Source organism: Actinoplanes derwentensis (assembly GCF_900104725.1).
In the GTDB taxonomy this organism is placed as follows: Bacteria; Actinomycetota; Actinomycetes; order Mycobacteriales; family Micromonosporaceae; genus Actinoplanes; species Actinoplanes derwentensis.
Genome location: NZ_LT629758.1, coordinates 807,584 through 826,540, shown reverse-complemented (window position 1 = coordinate 826,540; position 18,957 = coordinate 807,584). Strand labels below are relative to the sequence as shown.

General features: G+C 66.1%; 15 protein-coding genes and 1 pseudogene. 12 read left to right on the top strand and 4 right to left on the bottom strand.

The features are described from left to right. Nucleotides 1-179 precede the first annotated feature (179 nt). The 3 genes from BLU81_RS03625 to BLU81_RS03615 are packed head-to-tail and all read right to left on the bottom strand — an operon-like array spanning nt 180 to nt 2,382. The gene (locus BLU81_RS03625; RefSeq protein WP_092541572.1) at nt 180-1,571 is read right to left on the bottom strand and encodes a ThiF family adenylyltransferase; all 1,392 of its coding nucleotides are present in this window, start codon (nt 1,569-1,571) and stop codon (nt 180-182) included. Further along, the gene (locus tag BLU81_RS03620; protein WP_092541570.1) at nt 1,568-1,933 is read right to left on the bottom strand and encodes a hypothetical protein; all 366 of its coding nucleotides are present in this window, start codon (nt 1,931-1,933) and stop codon (nt 1,568-1,570) included. The genes BLU81_RS03625 and BLU81_RS03620 overlap by 4 nt, the downstream gene beginning before the upstream one ends. Next, the gene (locus BLU81_RS03615; protein ID WP_157751182.1) at nt 1,933-2,382 is read right to left on the bottom strand and encodes a hypothetical protein; all 450 of its coding nucleotides are present in this window, start codon (nt 2,380-2,382) and stop codon (nt 1,933-1,935) included. The genes BLU81_RS03620 and BLU81_RS03615 overlap by 1 nt, the downstream gene beginning before the upstream one ends. A gap of 159 nt (nt 2,383-2,541) precedes the next feature. Between BLU81_RS03615 and BLU81_RS03610 the strand changes: the two genes are divergently transcribed. The 10 genes from BLU81_RS03610 to BLU81_RS03565 all read left to right on the top strand — a co-directional run bounded on the left by BLU81_RS03610 (nt 2,542) and on the right by BLU81_RS03565 (nt 16,178). Continuing rightward, complete coding sequence (locus BLU81_RS03610; RefSeq protein WP_092541566.1) at nt 2,542-3,051, top strand: helix-turn-helix domain-containing protein; 510 nt, start codon at nt 2,542-2,544, stop codon at nt 3,049-3,051. Further along, a complete protein-coding gene (locus BLU81_RS03605; protein WP_092541564.1) occupies nt 3,048-3,608 on the top strand; it encodes an ImmA/IrrE family metallo-endopeptidase in 561 nt (186 codons plus the stop codon). The genes BLU81_RS03610 and BLU81_RS03605 overlap by 4 nt, the downstream gene beginning before the upstream one ends. A 409-nt stretch (nt 3,609-4,017) precedes the next feature. Further along, nucleotides 4,018-4,257 (top strand): hypothetical protein, encoded by a 240-nt coding sequence (locus tag BLU81_RS03600; protein ID WP_157751180.1) that lies wholly within the window; start codon nt 4,018-4,020, stop codon nt 4,255-4,257. Nucleotides 4,258-4,651: 394 nt separating this feature from the next. Continuing rightward, on the top strand, nt 4,652-5,581 hold the full coding sequence (locus BLU81_RS03595; RefSeq protein ID WP_092541562.1) for an NAD(P)-dependent oxidoreductase: 930 nt from the start codon (nt 4,652-4,654) through the stop codon (nt 5,579-5,581). Between the two features lie 3 nt (nt 5,582-5,584). Beyond that, a complete protein-coding gene (locus BLU81_RS03590; protein ID WP_092541561.1) occupies nt 5,585-6,526 on the top strand; it encodes a hypothetical protein in 942 nt (313 codons plus the stop codon). 142 nt (nt 6,527-6,668) lie between these two features. Next, a complete protein-coding gene (locus BLU81_RS03585; protein ID WP_231954736.1) occupies nt 6,669-8,024 on the top strand; it encodes a glutamate-cysteine ligase family protein in 1,356 nt (451 codons plus the stop codon). 28 nt (nt 8,025-8,052) lie between these two features. Next, the gene (locus BLU81_RS03580) at nt 8,053-9,750 is read left to right on the top strand and encodes a gamma-glutamyltransferase family protein (RefSeq protein WP_157751176.1); all 1,698 of its coding nucleotides are present in this window, start codon (nt 8,053-8,055) and stop codon (nt 9,748-9,750) included. Nucleotides 9,751-10,344: 594 nt separating this feature from the next. After that, nucleotides 10,345-11,154, top strand: coding sequence for a 2OG-Fe(II) oxygenase (locus BLU81_RS03575; RefSeq protein WP_092541555.1), 810 nt, complete (start codon nt 10,345-10,347; stop codon nt 11,152-11,154). A gap of 37 nt (nt 11,155-11,191) precedes the next feature. Continuing rightward, on the top strand, nt 11,192-15,439 hold the full coding sequence (locus BLU81_RS03570) for an AMP-binding protein (protein ID WP_092541553.1): 4,248 nt from the start codon (nt 11,192-11,194) through the stop codon (nt 15,437-15,439). Beyond that, nucleotides 15,432-16,178, top strand: a complete 747-nt coding sequence (locus BLU81_RS03565; protein WP_092541551.1) for an SDR family oxidoreductase — start codon at nt 15,432-15,434, stop codon at nt 16,176-16,178. Before BLU81_RS03570 ends, BLU81_RS03565 begins: the two co-directional genes overlap by 8 nt. 889 nt (nt 16,179-17,067) lie before the next feature. Here the strand turns inward: BLU81_RS03565 and BLU81_RS03560 are convergent. Next, nucleotides 17,068-18,210 (bottom strand): tyrosine-type recombinase/integrase, encoded by a 1,143-nt coding sequence (locus tag BLU81_RS03560; RefSeq protein WP_092541549.1) that lies wholly within the window; start codon nt 18,208-18,210, stop codon nt 17,068-17,070. Here BLU81_RS03560 and BLU81_RS03555 point away from each other — a divergent pair. Both BLU81_RS03555 and BLU81_RS03550 read left to right on the top strand, forming a co-directional pair. Continuing rightward, a pseudogene (locus BLU81_RS03555) lies at nt 18,121-18,491 on the top strand (DUF5753 domain-containing protein). The gene BLU81_RS03560 and the pseudogene BLU81_RS03555 sit on opposite strands and share 90 nt — an antisense overlap. Next, nucleotides 18,488-18,709 carry a DUF397 domain-containing protein gene (locus BLU81_RS03550; protein ID WP_092541545.1) on the top strand — a complete coding sequence of 74 codons (222 nt, stop codon included), beginning with the start codon at nt 18,488-18,490 and terminating at the stop codon, nt 18,707-18,709. The pseudogene BLU81_RS03555 and the gene BLU81_RS03550 overlap by 4 nt, the downstream one beginning before the upstream one ends. Nucleotides 18,710-18,957 lie beyond the last annotated feature (248 nt).

The following is an 18,957-nucleotide window of genomic DNA, read 5'->3' as shown; positions in this document are numbered from 1 at the left end:
GAAGGAGTCGCCGACCAGGTTGCCCAATTCGACATCGCAGTTCTTTGATCTTGTGGCGAAAGTTAACGCCTCGCGCTAGATCATCGACGGACAGCGTGTGCGCAGAAAGCTCAGGCGCAAGCGTTCGCGACCCTTCGTGCGGGAGAGCCGGAAGGCTGAGCATCCGGCGCTCACCCGCGTCAAGTTCGCTCTCGCACCGCGCGTTTGTCGTCAGCGAGCGCCTGCCGTGCATCACCGTGCGCGGTCGCGTTCTCGTACGGGCAGTACGCGCCGCTCTTGATGGGCAAGTGCTCGAGCTGGTGGGGGGCGAGCATGTAGCGGAGCGGCGCCGACACACCCAGGCCTCCGGGTGAGGCGACCAGGCTGACGAACTGGGCCAGGAGCCCGGCACTGACGGACGCGGCGAGCGCTGCGACGTTCGGACTACCTGCCCCGGTGTTAATCCCGGATTGGCGGATGTACTCGGGGTCGTCGAGGAGGCCGGCTCGATCGAGGCTGAGCTCGTTGACCCGGAGTTGCCCATTGCAGACCATGCAGGGGCGCCCGGGGACGAGTGCATGGGCTCGCCAAGTACCGCCCCGCATCTCCCCGCTCGGCAGCGTATCTAGGGCGATGCCGCCGTCGATGACCGGGATGAGGTCGGCGTACGCGACGACGTTGAGGACGCCGCGAGGCCAGGGGCGGTCGACGCAGGAGAAGATGACGTCGTAGTCGAGCGCTGCGGCGAGCCCCGGCGGCGTCGTGATGCTCAGGTCGTGTACCGCCACCGTGAAGTTGTCAGATGTCGCAGCCTGTCGAGCGATACGTGCGGCGACCTCGGTCTTACGCCGCCCGAGGCGGGCATCTTCGCGCGTGGCACCGATCATGCGGTCGAGGTTGAGGTCTTCGACGACATCGATGTCCATCAAGCCAACGTGTTCGATGCCCGTGGCGGCGAGGCGTGCAACAACGTCGAGTCCGACGCTGCCGACTCCGATGACGAGGACCTTGAGGCGTGCGATGCTCGCCTGGCGACGCTCGCCCCACGCCGCGACCGTGCGGTGCTGGAAGGCGGTCGCCATCGGGCGGCGACGAGCCCTGTCGTTCCATGTCACGGTGAGCCGCTCTCCGACGACGCGCACGGATTCGGCAGCGGTCGGCGCGGTCCGGTCATACCAGACTCGGGCTGACCACTCCTGCTCAGCGGTGGCGAGCGTCATCCCGAGGAGGGGCATGCCGGTGATTGCCTGGGCTACGCGTTCGTACTCGGACTCGGTGTTATGGTCGGGGCTGCTGAGCCCTTGCCAGCCACGTGCGCCTGGGTGTGAGTGGAGAAGGACAATGCCTTCACCTCGGTCTCGCGCTTCGGTAGCGACCCGGACGACGTAGGCGCCGGTGAACTCGGCGTTGCCGTGCACGAATCGTTCGCCGTCGCGGGGCAGGACGACGTTGCGGATCAGTGCGGTGGTGCGCTCTGCGCCTGTCGACCAGACGTAGGTGGCGATGCAGACGTCTTCCTGGCCGTCTTCGCGAATGAGGTGGTGGTCGAGTTCGGCTGCCACCTCTGCGGTCATGGCGATGGAGAGGTTCATGTGATTGCGTCCTTGATCACGCCGCGCACGTGTGCAAGCCAGTTGATGATGGGCGGCCGGTCGGTGCTCCAAGCGCCGATGTCACGGGAATGGCGGAGCCAGCCGTCGAGACACTCGGTGGTGTCGGTGTTGCTGGTCGCGAATCGCACCGTGCTCTCGAAGTGCAGCCAGTGCGGCGGCGCGGCGGGCCATCCGGCGAGCTCGACGATGCTGACCGCCGTGGAAACTTCAGTTCCCACGAGCGCTCCGGCCACGGCGTACACCGAGTAGACGACGGCGGGCCCCTGGACGCTGGCCTGGATTCCTTGGCCCGCGAGGTCGGCGATGAAGGCTGCGACCGGAGCGCTCGGTTCGGGAGACATCAGGCGACGGGGCTGCTCTGCTTGACGGAGATGAAGGTGTCGCCCTCCCGGAGGTCGAGGACCTTCTCGTCCTTGAAGACCTTCGGGTCCTGCCCAGGGCGGATGCGGGCGAGGTCGTACTCGCCGGGGTTGAGACCCGCGAGGCGAAGAAGCGCTGCGGCTTCCTGATCGTCGTCCTTGGTGGAGTAGCCGACACCGTCGATCGTGAAAGTGATTTTGGCGCGCTGCTTGACGGAGATGAACGCGTCGCCGTCCTTGAGGTCGAGGACCTTGGCGTCCTTGATGACCTTCGGCTCGTCACCCGGACGAAGGCGGGCGAGATCGTACTTCTCGGGGTCGCGCCCGGCGAGGCGAAGCAGGCTTGCCGCCTCCTGGTCGTCGTCGCGGGTCGTGTACTCCTTTCCGTCGATCGAGATCTGGAACTTCTTCTGGACGTCGGTGGCACTCATGGCCGCCTCCTCCCTGCTCGCGGTGCGAGCGGTCGCCGTGAACATCAACTGTATCAGCAAAGCGGCAGTGTCGACCTTGAGCGGCGCGCGGGTGTTTCACTGAAGCGTCACTCGGCGTTATGCTGAACCCATGCCTTGGACCTACCGAGCACGACGGAAATGAGCGACAAGGCCCCTCCTCAAGCCGCCTCCGGAGAGATCGAACGCCTCGACCTGACGCGTCTCGGCGCCATGCTGCGCGAGCGCCGGGGCTCGCTCTCCCTCCGTCAGGCCGCCGCAGACGCCAACGTGAGCTTCAGCACGTTCTCCCGCGTTGAGGGCGGGTCACAGCCCGACCTCACGTCCTTCATGCTTCTGTGCGCGTGGCTCGGCGTGCCTCCGAGCGACTTCTTCGCGCCCATCGCACCGCGCGAGCAAAGCAGCATCGACGCCGCGATCTCCCACCTATCGTCCGATCCGCGACTCGCGCCGGCCGCCGCTGGGAAGATCGCCGACATGCTTCGAACCATGTACGACGCGCTTGCTCAGAACATCACCGGTCCTCCGGTTGTCGCGTGCCATCTGCGTGCAGCCAGCGTCCTTCGCCCCGGAGTTCCCGAGCGCCTGAACACCATGCTGAGCACGATGAACTCGGAGCTTGAACGACTGGTGGACTCGGGAAGACTTTGACTCTCAAGCACGGGTTCAAGGCGAACGCGGAACGAACGGCCAAGCGCTATCGCCAGGAACTCTCCCTCTCGGCGGCCGATCAGCTCGACCCGCGCGCCCTCGCCGGCCATCTCAACGTGGCCATCGTCGACGCCGCAACGCTCGTGCCCCTGGCTGAACTTGAAGAACTGGAGCGCATCCAGGCGTACGCCTTCTCGGCGGCGACGTTCGAGGTGCGCGGCCGGAAGATCATCGTCGTCAATCCCATTCGCGGACGCGGCCGGCAGAACAGCGACATCGCCCACGAGCTCGCCCACATCATCCTGGAACACGACCTGTCCGAGGTCCGAGAGCTCGCTGGCATGCCTTTCAGAACCTGCAAGCCGGACGAGGAGGAAGAAGCGACCGCGCTCGGCGGAACGCTCCTGCTTCCGCGCGACCTGCTCATCTCTGTCGCCCGCCGCGGGGCCAGTATCGACGACATCGCTGAAAAGTACTCAGTCACCGTGGAGATGGCCCGGTTCCGGTACAACACGACTGGCGTAGCCAAGCAGGTCGCCACGGGTCGTTCACGCTGACGCGGTACACGCAGCCGCGCCCCGGGAAGCGGCGGCACTGCCGTGGCAGTGGCCCTTCGGAGTCGTCGAGCAAGACCATGGCAGCTTCCCGCAAGCGGTAGCCAAAGCGATCGGCGCGGGTCACTCGCGCTGTCCCGGGATGCGGCGACATCGGGTGGGAGGGTAGGCGCCTTGTTTCCAATCTGACAGGTGCAGCTTAAGTCCGGTTACCGGCCCGCCGGTGCGGGCACCATGCTGGCCCCCGTTTACCCCCCGAAAACTCATGCCGACGGCTGACGATTGGCGATTGGCGTTGATCAGTGAGCAGCCGCGTTTGAGCAGGTCAGCGATCATTTGTGATGGCTAGTGACAAGCTAGGGAGGGCGATGGTCGAGGAGCGTAGGTTGTCGACTCTTGTCATCGGTACGCAGTGGTCGAGCCCGAGGGACCGGCGGGCATCGTCTGTCCACCGCAACAGCGACGTGTGGCGAGCGTTCTGGTGGGCGCGCACGATGGTCGAGTCGGCCTGCGCACGCCAGTCAACATCGTCGGCCTTACTGAATCGAGCAGCGGTGGACCCCAGCCCACGGGCGAGAGCGCCGCCGTCGACTGGTGGATGGCCGACCAAGCCGCCGAACGGATGCGTGAGGCCCTCGCGTTCGCGTCCTGATGTCGCTACACGCTGCAACTGAGATCAACGGCTTGGGGGCGTGTCACCACGCAGTATCCCGGGCTGTTTGCCACTGGTCTTGGGAAAAGCATCTTCGGGTGTCCGGAAAACCGGGAGAAGCTCAGGGATGGTTGTTCCGACGTGGATGATCCTCGTGGATGGACCAACTCCACACCCGCCAGATCTAGTTGTTGACCCCAGTCTGGTTGTCCGGCAATGTGGTCTGAGTTCGTCTTCGTCACCCACTGCCGGGTGGCCCGGCACCGCCATGATCATTTGAACGATCGTCGCGCAGCTGGCGAGTCCGGGTGTCTTAGCGACGGCACAGCCCGTAGTCTTCCAGTAGATCCTATCTGATACCGACACATTGGCAACCGTGGCTCGGGAGCATTGCATGAAAACCGTTTTCGTCGTTCTGCCCAACGTTCTGGAGAACGAGGCCGCGGCCGAGAAATTGCATCAAGCATTTGATCGAATTGTCGTCGCCTCGGAACGAAGCGTCGCGGTTTCGGAGCTTGTGGATCTCGGGTCGAGCGTCGATGCAGCCGTGGTCGGCGTCAAAGAACGTATCGACGCATCGGTCCTGGACAAACTACCGAACCTGAGAGCCATCGGGTCCGTCTCGGCCGGGACCGATCACATCGACGTCCCAGCCGTGCAATCGCGCGGGGTGAAGCTGGTGACGTCCGGCAACGCGAATTCGCAATCTGTCGCCGAGCATGCGTTAGCCATGATTCTTTGTATCGTCAAGCGGCTGCGGGAGGGGCATGCCGCGTCGCTTTCTGGCGCCGATCGTGCAGGCATGGTTAACGCGCCGCACGAGTTCCGCGGGATGAATGTAGGCATTCTCGGCGCTGGCGCCACTGCCCAAGCGCTGCTGCGGCTGCTGCAACCATTTGGCGTCAATGTCCTCGTCTGGACCCGCAACCCCGCGAGCCACCCCGAGATTCTTGAGTACGGTGCCGAAAACTCGGGACTGGACAAGATCTTCGGAACCTGTAACGTGGTTTCGATTCATTTGCCCCTGACGGACGAAACTAGGCGCATGGTGGACGGCCGCCTCCTCGACAAGTTGCCTAAGAATGCGTGCGTGGTCAATGTCGCTCGCAAGGACATATTTGACCTCGGCCAGCTGACTGAGACGATGGTCGACCGGCCAGATCTCTCCCTGGCTGTGGATGACTTCGGGCTGGCCGGTGAGGATTTCGTCAGCCGGCTGGGCGACCGCTTTCTCGTCACGCCGCACGTTGCCGGGGTGACCGTGGAGGCCGAGAGAGCAATGCAGAACATTGTGGTTGACGGCGTCATCCGCACGTTTGAGTAACCCATGATTATTCCTTTTCTCGACGACGTCAAAGATGTTCTCAGCTTCATCGCGGATGTTCTCGGCATCATCGCGTTTGCCATCGCGATCATCACCCTCGTTCGCGTCCATTCGGTGCAGAAGACCCAGGAGGAGGAGCGACGTCTACTTCATCGGATATACGGAATTGAGTCGCTGGTGGTGCGCCTGCGGTCGGCGAGCGTTTTTTTGCGTAAAACGCAGGACGTGGACGCGAGCGACCTCGCCGAGGATCTGATACGGATCTGCGGCCAAATCGAGGGGATCATGCGGGTACTGAACATCGCAGGAAACGAGTCGAAGTCAAACCAGTCCGCCATACCTCTGCTGAAAAGCGGCTACATGACTCCGCAGTTCCAGAAGGCGGCGGTGATGGAGGCGCGGCATGCCGTGGATTTCCTGGTGATCCGGAGCATGCAGTTCGCCAACGTCGACCTCATGGAGGAGATGCGATCAGCCGCCCTTCGGGGTGTTCGCATCAGAATCCTGGCCATCTCCGCGAGCGCATCCGACACGCTGCTGCAGTACGCCACGAACTTCCTGCCATGGCCTGTTGCCACCAGCGCCGCGGAACTGCGAGGGCAGCTGCAAGAGGTCGAGAACCGGATGCGGCAGTTCACGGCCTCGTCCTGGCCGGAGGAGGCGCGGCGCCGTTTTCTCTATCGCGGCTACAACCTCCCGCCGAACATGCACTTTGCGAGGGTCGACTCTGTCATCCGTCAGGGGTTTGTTGGGACGCTTTCGTCAGCTCAGCCCGGGCGGTTGGAGGATCGCCCGTACATCGAGCTCAGCACTAACTCGGCCCCCGGCTCGAGCCTCATGACGCACTTCGACCAGCTGTGGGACCTCAGTGCCGCCGACCAGGTGGTCCCGCTGTCCACGGAGGCGCAGATTGCGGTCCAGGCAAGCCCGCCCGAATCCTCCTAGCCTCAATTCGGTGGCCCGGGCTGCCCGACTGGCGGACAACGAATTGCACTAGCGCCCGCGTCAACCACGTGAACCAGCTCCGGCGGGGTAGCCCGAGCGGGAATTGACGTCGCCTGCAGGAGGAGTTGTCTTGTTGGAATGTGTGGAACCGGGGTCGTCACTGTCGCGATCTGAACTCAGATCCAGCTTCATCGAGGCGGCCACAGATGCGGAGCGGGTCGGCATCGAGGTTGAAAGCGCGATTCTGAATCCGGTGACTGGCGCGAGCATCCCGTACGAAGGGTCGCGCGGCATTCGCGTCTACCTGGAGACGATTCAGGCACAGTTCGGCGGCACGGTCTGCGTGGAGAACGGCAACCTACTCGGCCTGGGATTTCCCGACGGGTCGAGTCTGTCGCTCGAGCACGGCGGCGCGATCGAGTATTCCTCGAGCCCTTGTGCGAACGCCACCGGCGCGGTCGGGCAAACGTACGAGATGTACCGCCGGCTAGCGGCGGTGGCGGACGAACTCGACCTCGCGCTCGTTCCGGGGGGCAATTTTCCGTTCACTGGACGATCCGATGTCTCCTGGGTGCCCCACCTACGCGGCCCGATCATGCGTGGATACTTTCGCAGCCTGGGGGCGGCCGGCAGCCATGGACCCGACATCATGAGCCGCACCCTTTCGACGCAGGTCACCTTCGACTACTCCGACGAGGATGACCTGATCGATAAGCTTGGCATGCAGTCGGCGGTCTCCACGTTCGCCACGGCGATGTTCGTGAACTCACCACTAGAGAGTGGGCAGGTCTCGCAATCCCTGTCACGACGCATGGATTACTGGGCGGGAGCTGACGCGCGCCGGACAGGGATAATTCCGCCCGCGCTCACCGACAGCCTCAGCATCGACGCGCTTGTGGATTGGAGCATGAGTCAGCCGCTGATGTACCGGCGGCATGCGGATGGACGGTGCTCGGTCGCGCCGACCGCACCGTTCGGCTCACTGCTCGCCTCCGGGTTCGGCGACGGCACATACCCTGACGTGGCTGACTGGCGGTCACACCTCACGCAGGTAATCTCCGACGTCAGGGTTCGCCGGACGCTCGAGATCCGCGCCATGGACGGGCCGTCGTTCGAGACGTTCTCCAGCGTCCCAGCCTTCTGGACCGGGCTGACCTACGATGCCAGCGCGCGGCGTCAGGCGTGGGAGCTGGTCGGTGAATTCACGAGAGATCAGCACACAGCTGCCCGGCTACAGATCGCGAAGTATGGAACCGGCGCGACAATCGCGGGCCAGCCGATCAAGCCCTTTCTCGCCGAGCTCCTGCAGTTGAGCAGACAGGGCCTGACGACGCGGGTCAAGGACGGCGTCGAGAACCCGGCCATCCTCACCTGGCTCGATCCGCTCTTCGACATTGTCGAGACCGGTCGAACGATGGCCCATGTGTGCCGGGATCTATGGCAGAACGCTTTTTCACATGATGTGCGGAAGTACATTGATTTCTATCGCGTGCGCTGATCCCACAACCCGGAGAGGTTGTTCGTCCATGAACCGCGAAAAGCATCTGGCCCCGGGCGGCAGTACGTGGCTGCATACAAAAACTGAAGCGCGCTCGCGCCACGGCATGGTGTGCGCACGACATCCGCTTGCCGCGGCGGCCGGCTGCCAGATATTGCGCCAAGGCGGCAACGCCGTCGACGCGGCCGCGGCGGCGTCGTTCGCCAATGGCGTCGTGCAGCCATTCGCAAATTCCCTTGGCGGCGGCGGGCTCCTCGTTATGAGCGGATTCGGCGATCAGCCTCGCTACATCGACTACCGGTACGAGGCACCGTCGAACTCGACGCCCGACATGTTCACCGTTAGGTCGCAGACCCTGCAGGACCCGATGGGCTGGCGTGGCGTGGCGAACCGCGAGAACGAGGTCGGATACCGCGCCGTCGGCGTGCCCGGATCCGCCGCGGGCCTGGTCGCGGCCGTCGAACAGTTCGGGAGCCTCGCCCTGAGTGATGTCATGGCCCCGGCCATCGAACTGGCCGCATCGGGCTTTGAAACCGACTGGCTGGGCGCCCTCATGCAGGGGATCCACCTCGACGAACTGTGCCGGTTCCCCGCCACCGCCCACAGCATGCTCCGCGACGGGCGGTTCCCGTACCGGCCGGCGACGGTAAACCCAGCGGACGTACAACGGCAACCCCTCCTGGCCGAAACCATGCGCGGCATCGCAGAGGCGGGCGCGTCTTTCTTCTACGCGGGCGGGCTCGCACAGCAGATGTCTGCCGACATCATGGGGCATGGGGGCATCTTGGACGCAGCGGACCTTGCCGCCTATCGCCCCCGCCAGGGAACCGCACGACGCACGCCCTACCGAAGATTCGAGATTCTCGGGGCCGACAACGTCAGCGTCGCACCGTTCCTGTTTGGCGTGCTCGCACGGCTTGACCTCGCCGGCCGGGACCCCCTCGACCCGCGGCGCATCCACCTGATCGTCGAGGCGATCAAGCGATGCCGAACGATCGAGCGCCGGCACCTGGGCGATACGCTCTTCATGGACGGCACCTGGCCGCAGCTGTGCACGCCCGAGCGCATGGACGAAATAGCGGACAGTATCAGCCCGGACCGTGCGAGCCCTCTCACCGATCTTGACGAAGCAGGCGTCGCCGGAGGTTATCCGGGCAAGCAGCCGGTAGAGGGCACGACCCACATCTGCGCGACGGACGCCGACGGCAACGTAGTCAGTCTCACCGAGACCGTCCTGAGCAGCTACGGGTCAAGGGTGGTGACCGCCGGCGGCGTGCTGCTGAACAATGCGATGTTCGCCTTCTCGCCGCATCCCGGCAAGCCCAATTCGATCGCGCCCGGAAAGCGACCGCTGTCGAACATGACGCCGATCATCGTTTCCGATCGATCGGGTGGCCCCTTTCTTTGCCTCGGCGCAACCGGTGGTCAGCGCATCTCGACGGCAGTCGCGCAGATACTCAGCCTCGTCGTCGACGCGGGATACGGCATACAGGACGCGATCAGCACCCCGCGTTTCGATGTTTCGGTGGACGATGTCATCTTGGATTCCCGAATGCCCAGACACGTGGTGACGGACCTTGAGCGGCGGGGACATTCAATTGTGCTGAGAAGCGAAGAGTTCACCACGCTACACTTTGCCAATGCGTGCGGAATCCTGCGGTCGTCGGACGGCGAGTACACCTCCGGCGTGAATCCATTGTCGATGACTGCGGCAGCCGCCTACTAGCGTCCGCGGTCGCCCAGCGATCCGCGGGCTTACGCCCTACATTCAAGATCGAATTACCGCGGAGCTCAGCTCCTTCCCTGTTGGGGGACATTTGCCGCGGATCGACAAGGGCGTTGATCATTTGCGGATCGATGCCAGGCTTCTGATATCGCTTAGTTTCAAGAACTAGGACTAACCTTGACTGCCGCGGAACGAGTGATTTACGGTTGTCTTTGTGCACGCCGCGCCTAGCACGCCATGGGCGCACGAAGAGGTGTGTCGGCAAGTCGACGGCGAACTATTTCGACGGACGATTTTGGGGGAGCACAATGCATAGCCCAGTGACGTCAGTGATCCGATAGGCAGCGCGAGGCCCCGCGTCCTTTGACGGCCGTGTCGGTGTGCCCAAATTGCGTCCGCCGCCGTCGCAGATCACTAGGTGTGCAGGCGGCGCCACACCAGAACCAAGCCCGGCGCAGGCCGTCGGGCCGCCGGGACACGGCACGTCAGCCGCGGCAGTGCGTACCAACAGGCGTCGATCGTCCCGCCCACGGCGAGCCCAGCTGTCCGCGACCCGCTGCCTTTCCCGTCCACCCGGCGCTAAGGAGACCTGCCATGACCGAAGCCGTCCAGGTCGTCAGAACCCTGACGAACGACGTCGCCCCCGAGCTGACTATGCAGACCCTGTTGCAGCTGGCTGGCCGCGAGATCGCCGCGGTCCACATCCGCGGCTACTACCCTGCCGACATCGCCGCTAAGGTCGCGCACAAGGCCATCGACCACCCGGCCCTCGGTCACTATCACAAGCAACTCGCCGGTAGCGTCGGCCGTGTCTACATGCCGCACATCGACACCAAGTGGGACCCGGAGCTCACCGCCAAATACCACGACGCAGCGCTACCTGCCATCCAGGACGTGCGCTCGATGTTCCACCCGTACCTGTCGCCGGTCGACCGGGTGCGCCTCGAGCTGCAGGAGCTCTGGCCGGCCGGCGCGAACCTGTTGCGGCTGCGCGGGCGCCCGTGCTTCGTCGGCGCCTTCCGCGTATTCCGGCCAAACACCTCAGAGCTCCACCCCCACAGCGACGCCATCAACCAGGAGACCGACGCGCCAGAGATCGAGGGCGTGGTTAACCAGCTAGTGGCCAACATCTACTTGCAGGTGCCCGACCAGGGCGGCAACCTGCTGCTCTGGCTGCGCGAACCGACGGCGGAGGAGACCCGGATCATACTTGACGTCGAGGGACTCGACCCCGCCACGCTGGAACCGCCCGCGCTGGAGATACACCCTGACGCCGGCGACCTCATAATCTTCAGCCCGCGGATGCTGCACGCTGTGACCCCCGGGGTGGACGAGTACCGCGTCGGCGCGGCCGCCTTCATCGCTTCAAAGGGGCCGGAACAGCCGCTCGTCTTCTGGAGCTGACCTCGGCCCGTTTCTTCTTGACTGGCAAGGAATCTGCATGCTAGCGGAACGGGTACATGTACACGCCAAGCGCCATCCGACCCGACTCGCCGTCGTTTCCGGCAGGGACCAGCTGACCTACGCAGACCTGGACACGAGGGTGTCCCGGCTGGCCCGGTGCCTGCGTGAGCGCGGTATCGGCCGCGGCGCGCTAGTCGGGATCTACCTCGACCGGGGAGTCGAAGTCATTGTCGGGCTGCTCGCCGCGCTGCGGGCGGGCGCGGCGTACACGGTCATCGAACCGTCGGGCGTGGTGGCAGAGTCCGCCGGTCGCCTTGCTTCGGCCGCGCCGGCCATCGTCCTGACAAGCGCCGCCCATGCCGCCGAGTTCAGCCTGCGCGTCCTGCCCACGCTCGGCCCCGGCGCGGACGGCGTCGATGCTGCGCCGCCGCAACGGCCGGAACCGGCGCCGGAACTCGACGACGTCGCCTACGTGCTCTACACGTCGGGCTCGACGGCAATGCCCAAGGGCGTGATGGTCTCGCATGCCAACCTGCGCCACTACACCGAGTCACTGCGGGACGCCCTTGGCATCACCGAGCCGCTGCATTACGCCCATGTCACCACGCTCGCCGCCGACCTGGGCAACACCGGCCTCTTCCTTGCCCTCTGGACCGGCGGCACGCTGCACCTGGTCGACGATCTCACCCGCCGGGACCCGGCCGGTCTGCTCGGCTATCTGCAGGCCGAGCGCATCGACGTGTTGAAGACGACGCCCTCACACTGGGCGGCCGTCTCCAGCATCGTCGGGGGCCCAGGTGTCGCCCGGCCAGCCCTGCGGTACCTGCTGCTCGGCGGGGAGGTCCTCACGCAAACCCTCGCCCTCCGAATTCTCGCCTCCGGCGTGACCGGCGTGCTGATCAACCACTACGGGCCGACGGAGGCCACTGTCGGCGTGGCCACGTACGCGATGCGCAGCCCGGCCGACGTAAACGCGCTGGACGGCTTTGAGTCAGTGCCGATCGGCACCGCGCTCGGCTCCAATCGCCTGATGGTGCAGGCCGACGACGGAACGCTGCAGGAGCTCGATGCCGTCGGTGAGCTGATCGTCGCCGGGCCGTCGGTCGCGCTTGGCTACCGCGTCGACCTGGAGTCAACGGCGGCGGTGTTCGGCGTGGAGGACGGCCGCCGTAGCTATCGCACCGGCGACCGCGTCCGCGTCGACGCCCGGGGCATCATCGAGTTCCTGGGCCGCGCCGACCGTCAGGTCAAGATCGGCGGATACCGGATTGAGCTGCCCCACGTCGAGGCCGGTCTACGCCAACTGCCCGGCGTGACTGGCGCGATCGCCTTCCGCCTGGAACGCCGTCGCCCGATGCTGGTCGCCGCCGTGACCGTGGCCGATCTGGCCTTCGGCCGCGACGACCAGCGCGGCGCGCTGGCCGTCCTGCTACCGCCCTATATGATCCCCGATCGCATCGAGATACTCGCCGAGTTCCCTCGCACTGCCAACGGCAAGACCGACGCCAACGCGGTCCGCCGTCTTGTCGAGGAGCGCCTGGCCGCGCCGGAGACAAGCGAGCGCAACAACGGCGATCCGGTGCTGGCCGACGTCCGCGCGGTCTGGCGGCGGTACCTCGGCCACGACGCCTTCGGCAATGACGACGACTTCAGCGCGATCGGCGGCAGTTCCCTCGACGCCATCCAGGTGATCGGCGACCTGCAGAATCTCGGGTACCGAGTCAGCGCCTCGGTCTTCTTCGGGAACGCGACCCCGGCCGCACTTGCGGCCGAGATGGCCATAACGGCCGACGGTGAGACCGACGCCGCTCTGCACGGCCCAGCGGTCTCCGGGACCGTGCTCTCCCCCGCCCAGCAATGGTTCTTTGCGCAGCGGTTCGCTCAGCCCGACCGCTGGAACCAGGCGATCCTGCTCGACATCGCCCCCGAGGTCCGTCCGGCGGAGCTGGCCGCCGCGATCCGGGACACGGTCGAGCGGCATCCCATGCTGCGCACCGCGTTCCGGGTCACACCACAGCCCGAACGGGTCGAGGTAGCGCCGTCGTTCGAGCTGACCGAGTCGGCGCTGCCAGACGAGGACGACGCGACGACAGCGCATATCCGGGCCACCGCCGCCGCCCGGCAGGACGAACTGCGGCTGGCCGACGGCAGCGTCTTCAAGGCGCATCTGTTCCGTGGCGACCGGACCGCCCACCTGCTGCTGATCGGCCACCACCTCTGCGTCGACGCCGTCTCCTGGCGCATCATGGTCGACGATATCTGCCGCGGATATCGGGCGCGGCTCGCCGGCACGGGGCCGGCGACCGGGCCGGTGGGGGTCGACATGGGCACGTGGGCCGCCCATCTGCACGAGCATGCGCCCGACCTGTGGGCCGACCTCACCGCCTGGAAGGGTGTCGAACGGTCGCGCGCTGCCGTCACTGCCGGCGACGATAATCTCGAACGAGACGCGTCCGCGGTCTGGTGGGCGATGTCCCGGGCCGAGACCGACGCGCTGACCCGAGCAGCCGCCGCGTCCGGGACCACGGCCCACGTCGCGCTGCTCGGCGCGTTCGCCCACGCGCTGGCCGTCTGCGGCGGCCAGCACGAGATGGTCATCGACGTGGAGAGCCACGGCCGGATCTCGTTCGACGACCGGATCGATGTCTCACTGCTGGTCGGCTGGCTCACCTCGACGTTCCCGGTCCGGGTCGACGTGGTGGCCGACGACCCGCGGGCCGCGGTGAAGTCGGCCGCGGCGGCGCTGGACGGCGTGCCGAATCTGGGGGTGGCCTATGCTCTGCACCGGCGTCCGCGTCGGGCCGCCGTGTGCTTCAACCACCTCGGCGCGTTCACGCTGCCCTACGACGATCCGCTGCGCCCGCGGCTGTCGCGGTATCCAATCGGTCCGGTGCGCGGGCCGGCCAACGACCGCACGTATGATCTCAAGCTCACCTCCCGGCTGCACGACGGTCATCTAGTGGTCGAGCAGTCCTACAGCTCGCGGCGGCACTCGGACGACGAGATGCGCCGGCTGGCCGGGACGACCCGCGCGCTGCTGCTGGAGGTGTCCGGCAGCAGCGAACGGCCGGCCCGCCTGGTCATCGAGCGCGAGTCGACCGTCGGGCTCCTGGCTCAGGTGCCGCGGGAGCTCGACCTGGCGCCCCCCGCCCGGGTCCGCCGGGAGTACGGCGCCGTGCTGCTCACCGGTGCCACCGGCTTCATCGGTGCCCACCTGCTACACCTGCTGCTGACCCGAACGTCCGGGCGGATCTATTGCCTCGTCCGAGATGCCGGCGGGCAACCGGCGGCCGAGCGGCTGCGGCAGGCCTACGACTGGTACGCGCTCGGCCCAGGCCTGGATTCGTACGCCGACCGGGTGACCGTGCTCGCGGCCGACCTGACGGAGCCTGACCTAGGCCTGACCGCCTCGCAGTACCGCCGGCTGAGCCGTGAAGTCGAGGCTATCTACCACCTGGCCGCCGAAACCCGGCTCTTCGGCGACCGCGACACGTTTACCCGGCAGAATACGCGGCCGGTGGCCGAGCTCATCCGGCTCGCCGGAACCGGGCAACCCAAGGACCTGCACCACTTGTCGACTCTCGCGGTCTGCGGCCGCGGCGGCCGGGACCGTCCGGTGGCCTTCACCGAGCACGATCTCGACGTCGGGCAGGAGTTCCTCAACGAGTACGAGCGCAGCAAGTTCGACGCCGAACGGCTGGTACACGACTTCGCCGCGCATGGCGGTGCCGGTTTCGTCTACCGGACTGGCAACGTTACCGGGCACTCGGTCACTGGGCGATTCCAGCGTAACGCCGGTGACAACCGGATGGTCCAGCTGCTGCGCGCGGCTGTCGCGATCGGTCGCGTGCCGGAGGCTCATGGCCACCATGTCGCCCTAAGCCCGGTCGACATGGTGGCCATGGGCGTCTTGGAGATCTCCCGCAGCGAACGCGTGAGAAGCGGAACGTTCCATGTCGACATCGTGCACGCGGTCAGCTACTCCGACATCTTCGCGGCGCTGCGGGACCTGGGCTGCGCGATCGAGCCGGACTGCGCCGCGGACTTTACGACGCTGTTCGAGCCGTATCTGGCTACCGGCGACGAGGCACTGCGGCTCGCGCACTTCTGGGCGGCTCGGCCGGCTCGCAACGTCCGTTACGACCACGCCTGGACCCGCCGGCTGCTGGATGAGCTGCAGGTGCGGTTCCCAGCGCCGACCGGGCGTTGGCTGCGGGTGTACTTCGGCGGGCTGATCGAACGGGGCTACATCGACGTCGAGAGAAGGGGCCCGCGGTATGGATGAGGAGCGGATAGCGATCGTCACTGGCGCGTCGTCCGGGATCGGGAGGGCCACGGCCGCCCGCTTCGCACGGCGAGGTCTGCGGGTGGTGGCGGCGGCCCGGCGCAAGGACGCGCTAGACCAACTGGTCGCCGAGGCGGCCGGCGGGCCCGGCACCATCGTGCCAGTGGCGGCCGACATGACTACGCCGAGGGCCGCCGGGAAGCTGCTCGAGGCAGCCGAGCGGGAGTGGGGCCCGGCCGCGGTAGCTGTTCTCGCCGCTGGGCGCGGCCTGCCCGGGACTATCCTCGGGTCTGACCCGTTGCGCTGGGCAGAAATAATCGAGGTGAACTACCTATCCATGCTGGAGCAGCTGCGCGCCTTCGGCTCGGACTTCCGCCAGCGCGAGACGGCGGCTGCGCGGGACATCGTCGTGATCGGATCGACGGCCGGCCGGCAGGTGTCGGCGGCCAACCCGGTCTACGGGTCGACCAAGTTTGCCGTCCACTCGCTCGTCGAGGCACTGCGGCAGGAGGTCTGCGGGGACGGGGTACGGGTGACGTTGATCGAGCCCGGATTCGTCCGATCCGGTTTTCAGGACGCCGCCGGGTATGACATGCAGTGGTTCGCGGCGGTCACGGAGGAGAGTGGTCCACTGCTGGTGCCGGACGACGTGGCCGCGACGGTGGAGTTCGTGGTGGACCGGCCGGCCCATGTGCATCTCGACGACATTCGACTACGTCCCACCCGGCAGAGGATCTGACCCGGGAGCGACAACTCAAACGGCGGACAGCGTGCACGCTGAGCTCGCCAAAGTCTTCTTCCTGCAGGTCCGCACGGCGGGACGGTCTGCTGGCATGCTCTCTAACTGAACCTCGCTCGCCCTTGCATCGGCACGTGCGGCAGGCTAATGCGGGAGCGCGTGCCCAAACGCTGACCTGCCAACACGTCGTCCTGGCAGGTCAGCGTTTCGTGTCTGGCAATTTGCCACAGGGCTGTCGCTCAACGGGCGTCAACCGCGCTCAACTGCGCCGAAGTGCAGTTCAACGGGGTCGTGGAGGACCTCCGACTCTCGTGTCTGAAGGTTAAGCGCTTCTCAGTTACAGAAGTCCGACGGGCTCGGCATGACCCTTCGCCTTCACGGGATCACGAGTTTGGCCGAGCTACCCGAGGGCTGGTCAGAGCCGCCGGCCGTTTGTTCGGGCCCGTCGGCACCAGCCAGGATGGGTTCGTGCGTTGGTGGCTAACTGGGATCGGGACGTTCGGGTTTCTCCTGCTCGTCTGGCATGAGCGGTTTCGCGGCCCTCGCGGGGCAGAGACGGGGCCGAGCGTTTGACGCACAGGCGGACGCATACCGGATCGACAGCGACCCGTACGGCCGGGTCGACCCCTAAAACGTCGTAGTTACCCCGCTGGCCAGGTTCGCGGTTCGCTGCGGCAGTGGCCCGGTCGTCCGCGCCCGGCCCCCGTTTACCCCCCGAATACTCATGCCAACGGCTGACGACCGCCGGCAAACGTTGATCAGTGGGCAGCCGCGTCTGCGCAGGTCAACGGTCATTGATGACGACTAGTGACAAGCTAGGGAGGGCGATGGTCGAGGAGCGTAGGTCGACGGTTCGATTCCGTCAGGCGGCTCCACGAGAAACCCCAGGTCATCGGCCTGGGGTTTTTCTTTTGAACAGGTCGACGACGGTGTCCGGAGAGGTGCCGGTCCGCATTTGGTCCGCACCCTGCCGAGCCGCCTGGTCGAGGCGTTCCGCGACGTGGTCCAGGTCGTCCTCAAAGAGGTCCGCGTAGACGTCCAGGGTCATGGCCGCCGAGGCATGACCGAGCATCCGCTGTACGGCCTTGACGTTCGCGCCGGCCGCCACGGCGAGGGACGCCGCCGTGTGTCGCAGGTCGTGCGGAGTGATCCCGGTCAGGCCCACCGATTCCGCCGCCGGAGCGAAGAACCGGGGCCGGAAGTTCGTGTTCCGCAGCGGCCCGCCGTTCGGCGCGGTAAAGACGAGTGCGTCCTTGGCCTTGCCGCTGGTGTGGGCCGCCAATGCGTCGACGAGGAACCGGGGAATCGGCACCGACCGCCGGTGGTGACTCTTCGGAGTGCCCTCGATCAGTTGCCCACGGACTTCGCTGAACGCCACCGCCACGTTGACCCGCCGCCGCAGCAGATCCAGCCGACCCACCCGCAGCGCCGACATCTCACCCCAGCGCAGCCCGGTGTACGCCAGGAACCGCACCAGCAGCGAGTAAGGCTCGCAGGCGTCCGCGAGCGCCGCGACCTGGGCGTGGTCGAGGAACACCGGTTCCTCCCGCAGCACCCGGGGCAGCCGCACACCGTCAGCGGGATTCCGGGAGATCCGGCCGTCCCGGACGGCATGACCCAGGATCATCGAGAACACCCGGTGCGCGTACCGGACAGTTGCCGGAGCGAGCCCCGAAGCGGTCAGACGCTGCACCCAGGCCGACACTTCGGCGTACGAGATCGCAGACAGCGGCATGTCGCCCCAGGTCGGAAGAACCTGCCGCCGGAGCGCGACGCCATGCCGCGCCCGGGTGGTCGGCTTGAGCTGCACCTGGGCTTCCAGCCATTGCGCCGCCCAAATACCGACCGTCACCTTGGCCCGAGCGGGGTCCGTCCAGTCGCCGCGCGTGATTGCCGAACGGGAAGCCGCCTCCCACCGCTCAGCGTCGACCTTGCGCGGGAAATGCCGGGAGTGCTCCTTGCCCGCGGCATCACGGATGTCCTCCACCGACGGGTCGGTGGAGCCGATGTCATGTACGAGCAGCTCTTGCATATCGCCGAGGCTTCCGGACGGCCGAACACCACCGTGCAAGTGCTCCCCTTCGGGTCTGGCGCCTACATGCCTGTTCAGGGCGGCTTCATCACTTTGCGCTTCGCTGATGCCGAAGACGGCGACATCGTGAGCGTCGAGCTACTCGCTCGACGCTCTATGTCGATGACCCTCGTGAAGTCGCAACGTATCGAGACGCATGGGAGTCGGTGCTGTCGACGGCCGCCGGTCCGGCAGATTCCCTTGATCTAATCGTGGCGGCGGCTGAGGAGATTAAGCCATGAGCATTGAATCCGCTAGCTTTGACCGCCGTTTAGCGACGTGGAAGAAGAGCAGCCGTTCGGGTGGCTCCGGTGGGAATTGTGTCGAGGTTGCCAGTGCCCCCGATGGTGGTTGGGCTATCCGGGATAGTAAGGATCCTGACGGCCCATTCCTGCTTTTCACTTTGGCGGAGTGGACTGCTTTTGTCAGCGGCGTCAAAGACGGCGAATTCCGCAAGTAAGCCGCACATGTGACAGCTAAACCCGTCCAAGCCTAGCTAGGCCGCCTCGCGGACCTGTTCAAACTTTCTATACGTTCTCAAGGCGGCCCGAAACGGGCCGCTCACGCCGCCGCCTGGGCGCGTGCCCGTGCCGCCGCTATCGCTTGGCCCGGTCCCGCAGGCAGCCCGTCGGCTGGCGTGCAGGAGCGGAGCCGGGCTGCTGCGACGACAGAGATAAGCAGTGTGGTGGTGGGGAGGATTTGGCCGGC

Bases quoted from the DNA above. Each gene is read 5' to 3' on its own strand.
- BLU81_RS03625 (WP_092541572.1), bottom strand. From the start codon at position 1,571: ATGAACCTCTCCATCGCCATGACCGCAGAGGTGGCAGCCGAACTCGAC.
- BLU81_RS03620 (WP_092541570.1), bottom strand. From the start codon at position 1,933: ATGTCTCCCGAACCGAGCGCTCCGGTCGCAGCCTTCATCGCCGACCTC.
- BLU81_RS03615 (WP_157751182.1), bottom strand. From the start codon at position 2,382: ATGAGTGCCACCGACGTCCAGAAGAAGTTCCAGATCTCGATCGACGGA.
- BLU81_RS03610 (WP_092541566.1), top strand. From the start codon at position 2,542: ATGAGCGACAAGGCCCCTCCTCAAGCCGCCTCCGGAGAGATCGAACGC.
- BLU81_RS03595 (WP_092541562.1), top strand. From the start codon at position 4,652: ATGAAAACCGTTTTCGTCGTTCTGCCCAACGTTCTGGAGAACGAGGCC.
- BLU81_RS03590 (WP_092541561.1), top strand. From the start codon at position 5,585: ATGATTATTCCTTTTCTCGACGACGTCAAAGATGTTCTCAGCTTCATC.
- BLU81_RS03580 (WP_157751176.1), top strand. From the start codon at position 8,053: ATGAACCGCGAAAAGCATCTGGCCCCGGGCGGCAGTACGTGGCTGCAT.
- BLU81_RS03575 (WP_092541555.1), top strand. From the start codon at position 10,345: ATGACCGAAGCCGTCCAGGTCGTCAGAACCCTGACGAACGACGTCGCC.
- BLU81_RS03570 (WP_092541553.1), top strand. From the start codon at position 11,192: ATGCTAGCGGAACGGGTACATGTACACGCCAAGCGCCATCCGACCCGA.
- BLU81_RS03565 (WP_092541551.1), top strand. From the start codon at position 15,432: ATGGATGAGGAGCGGATAGCGATCGTCACTGGCGCGTCGTCCGGGATC.
- BLU81_RS03560 (WP_092541549.1), bottom strand. From the start codon at position 18,210: ATGCAAGAGCTGCTCGTACATGACATCGGCTCCACCGACCCGTCGGTG.
- BLU81_RS03550 (WP_092541545.1), top strand. From the start codon at position 18,488: ATGAGCATTGAATCCGCTAGCTTTGACCGCCGTTTAGCGACGTGGAAG.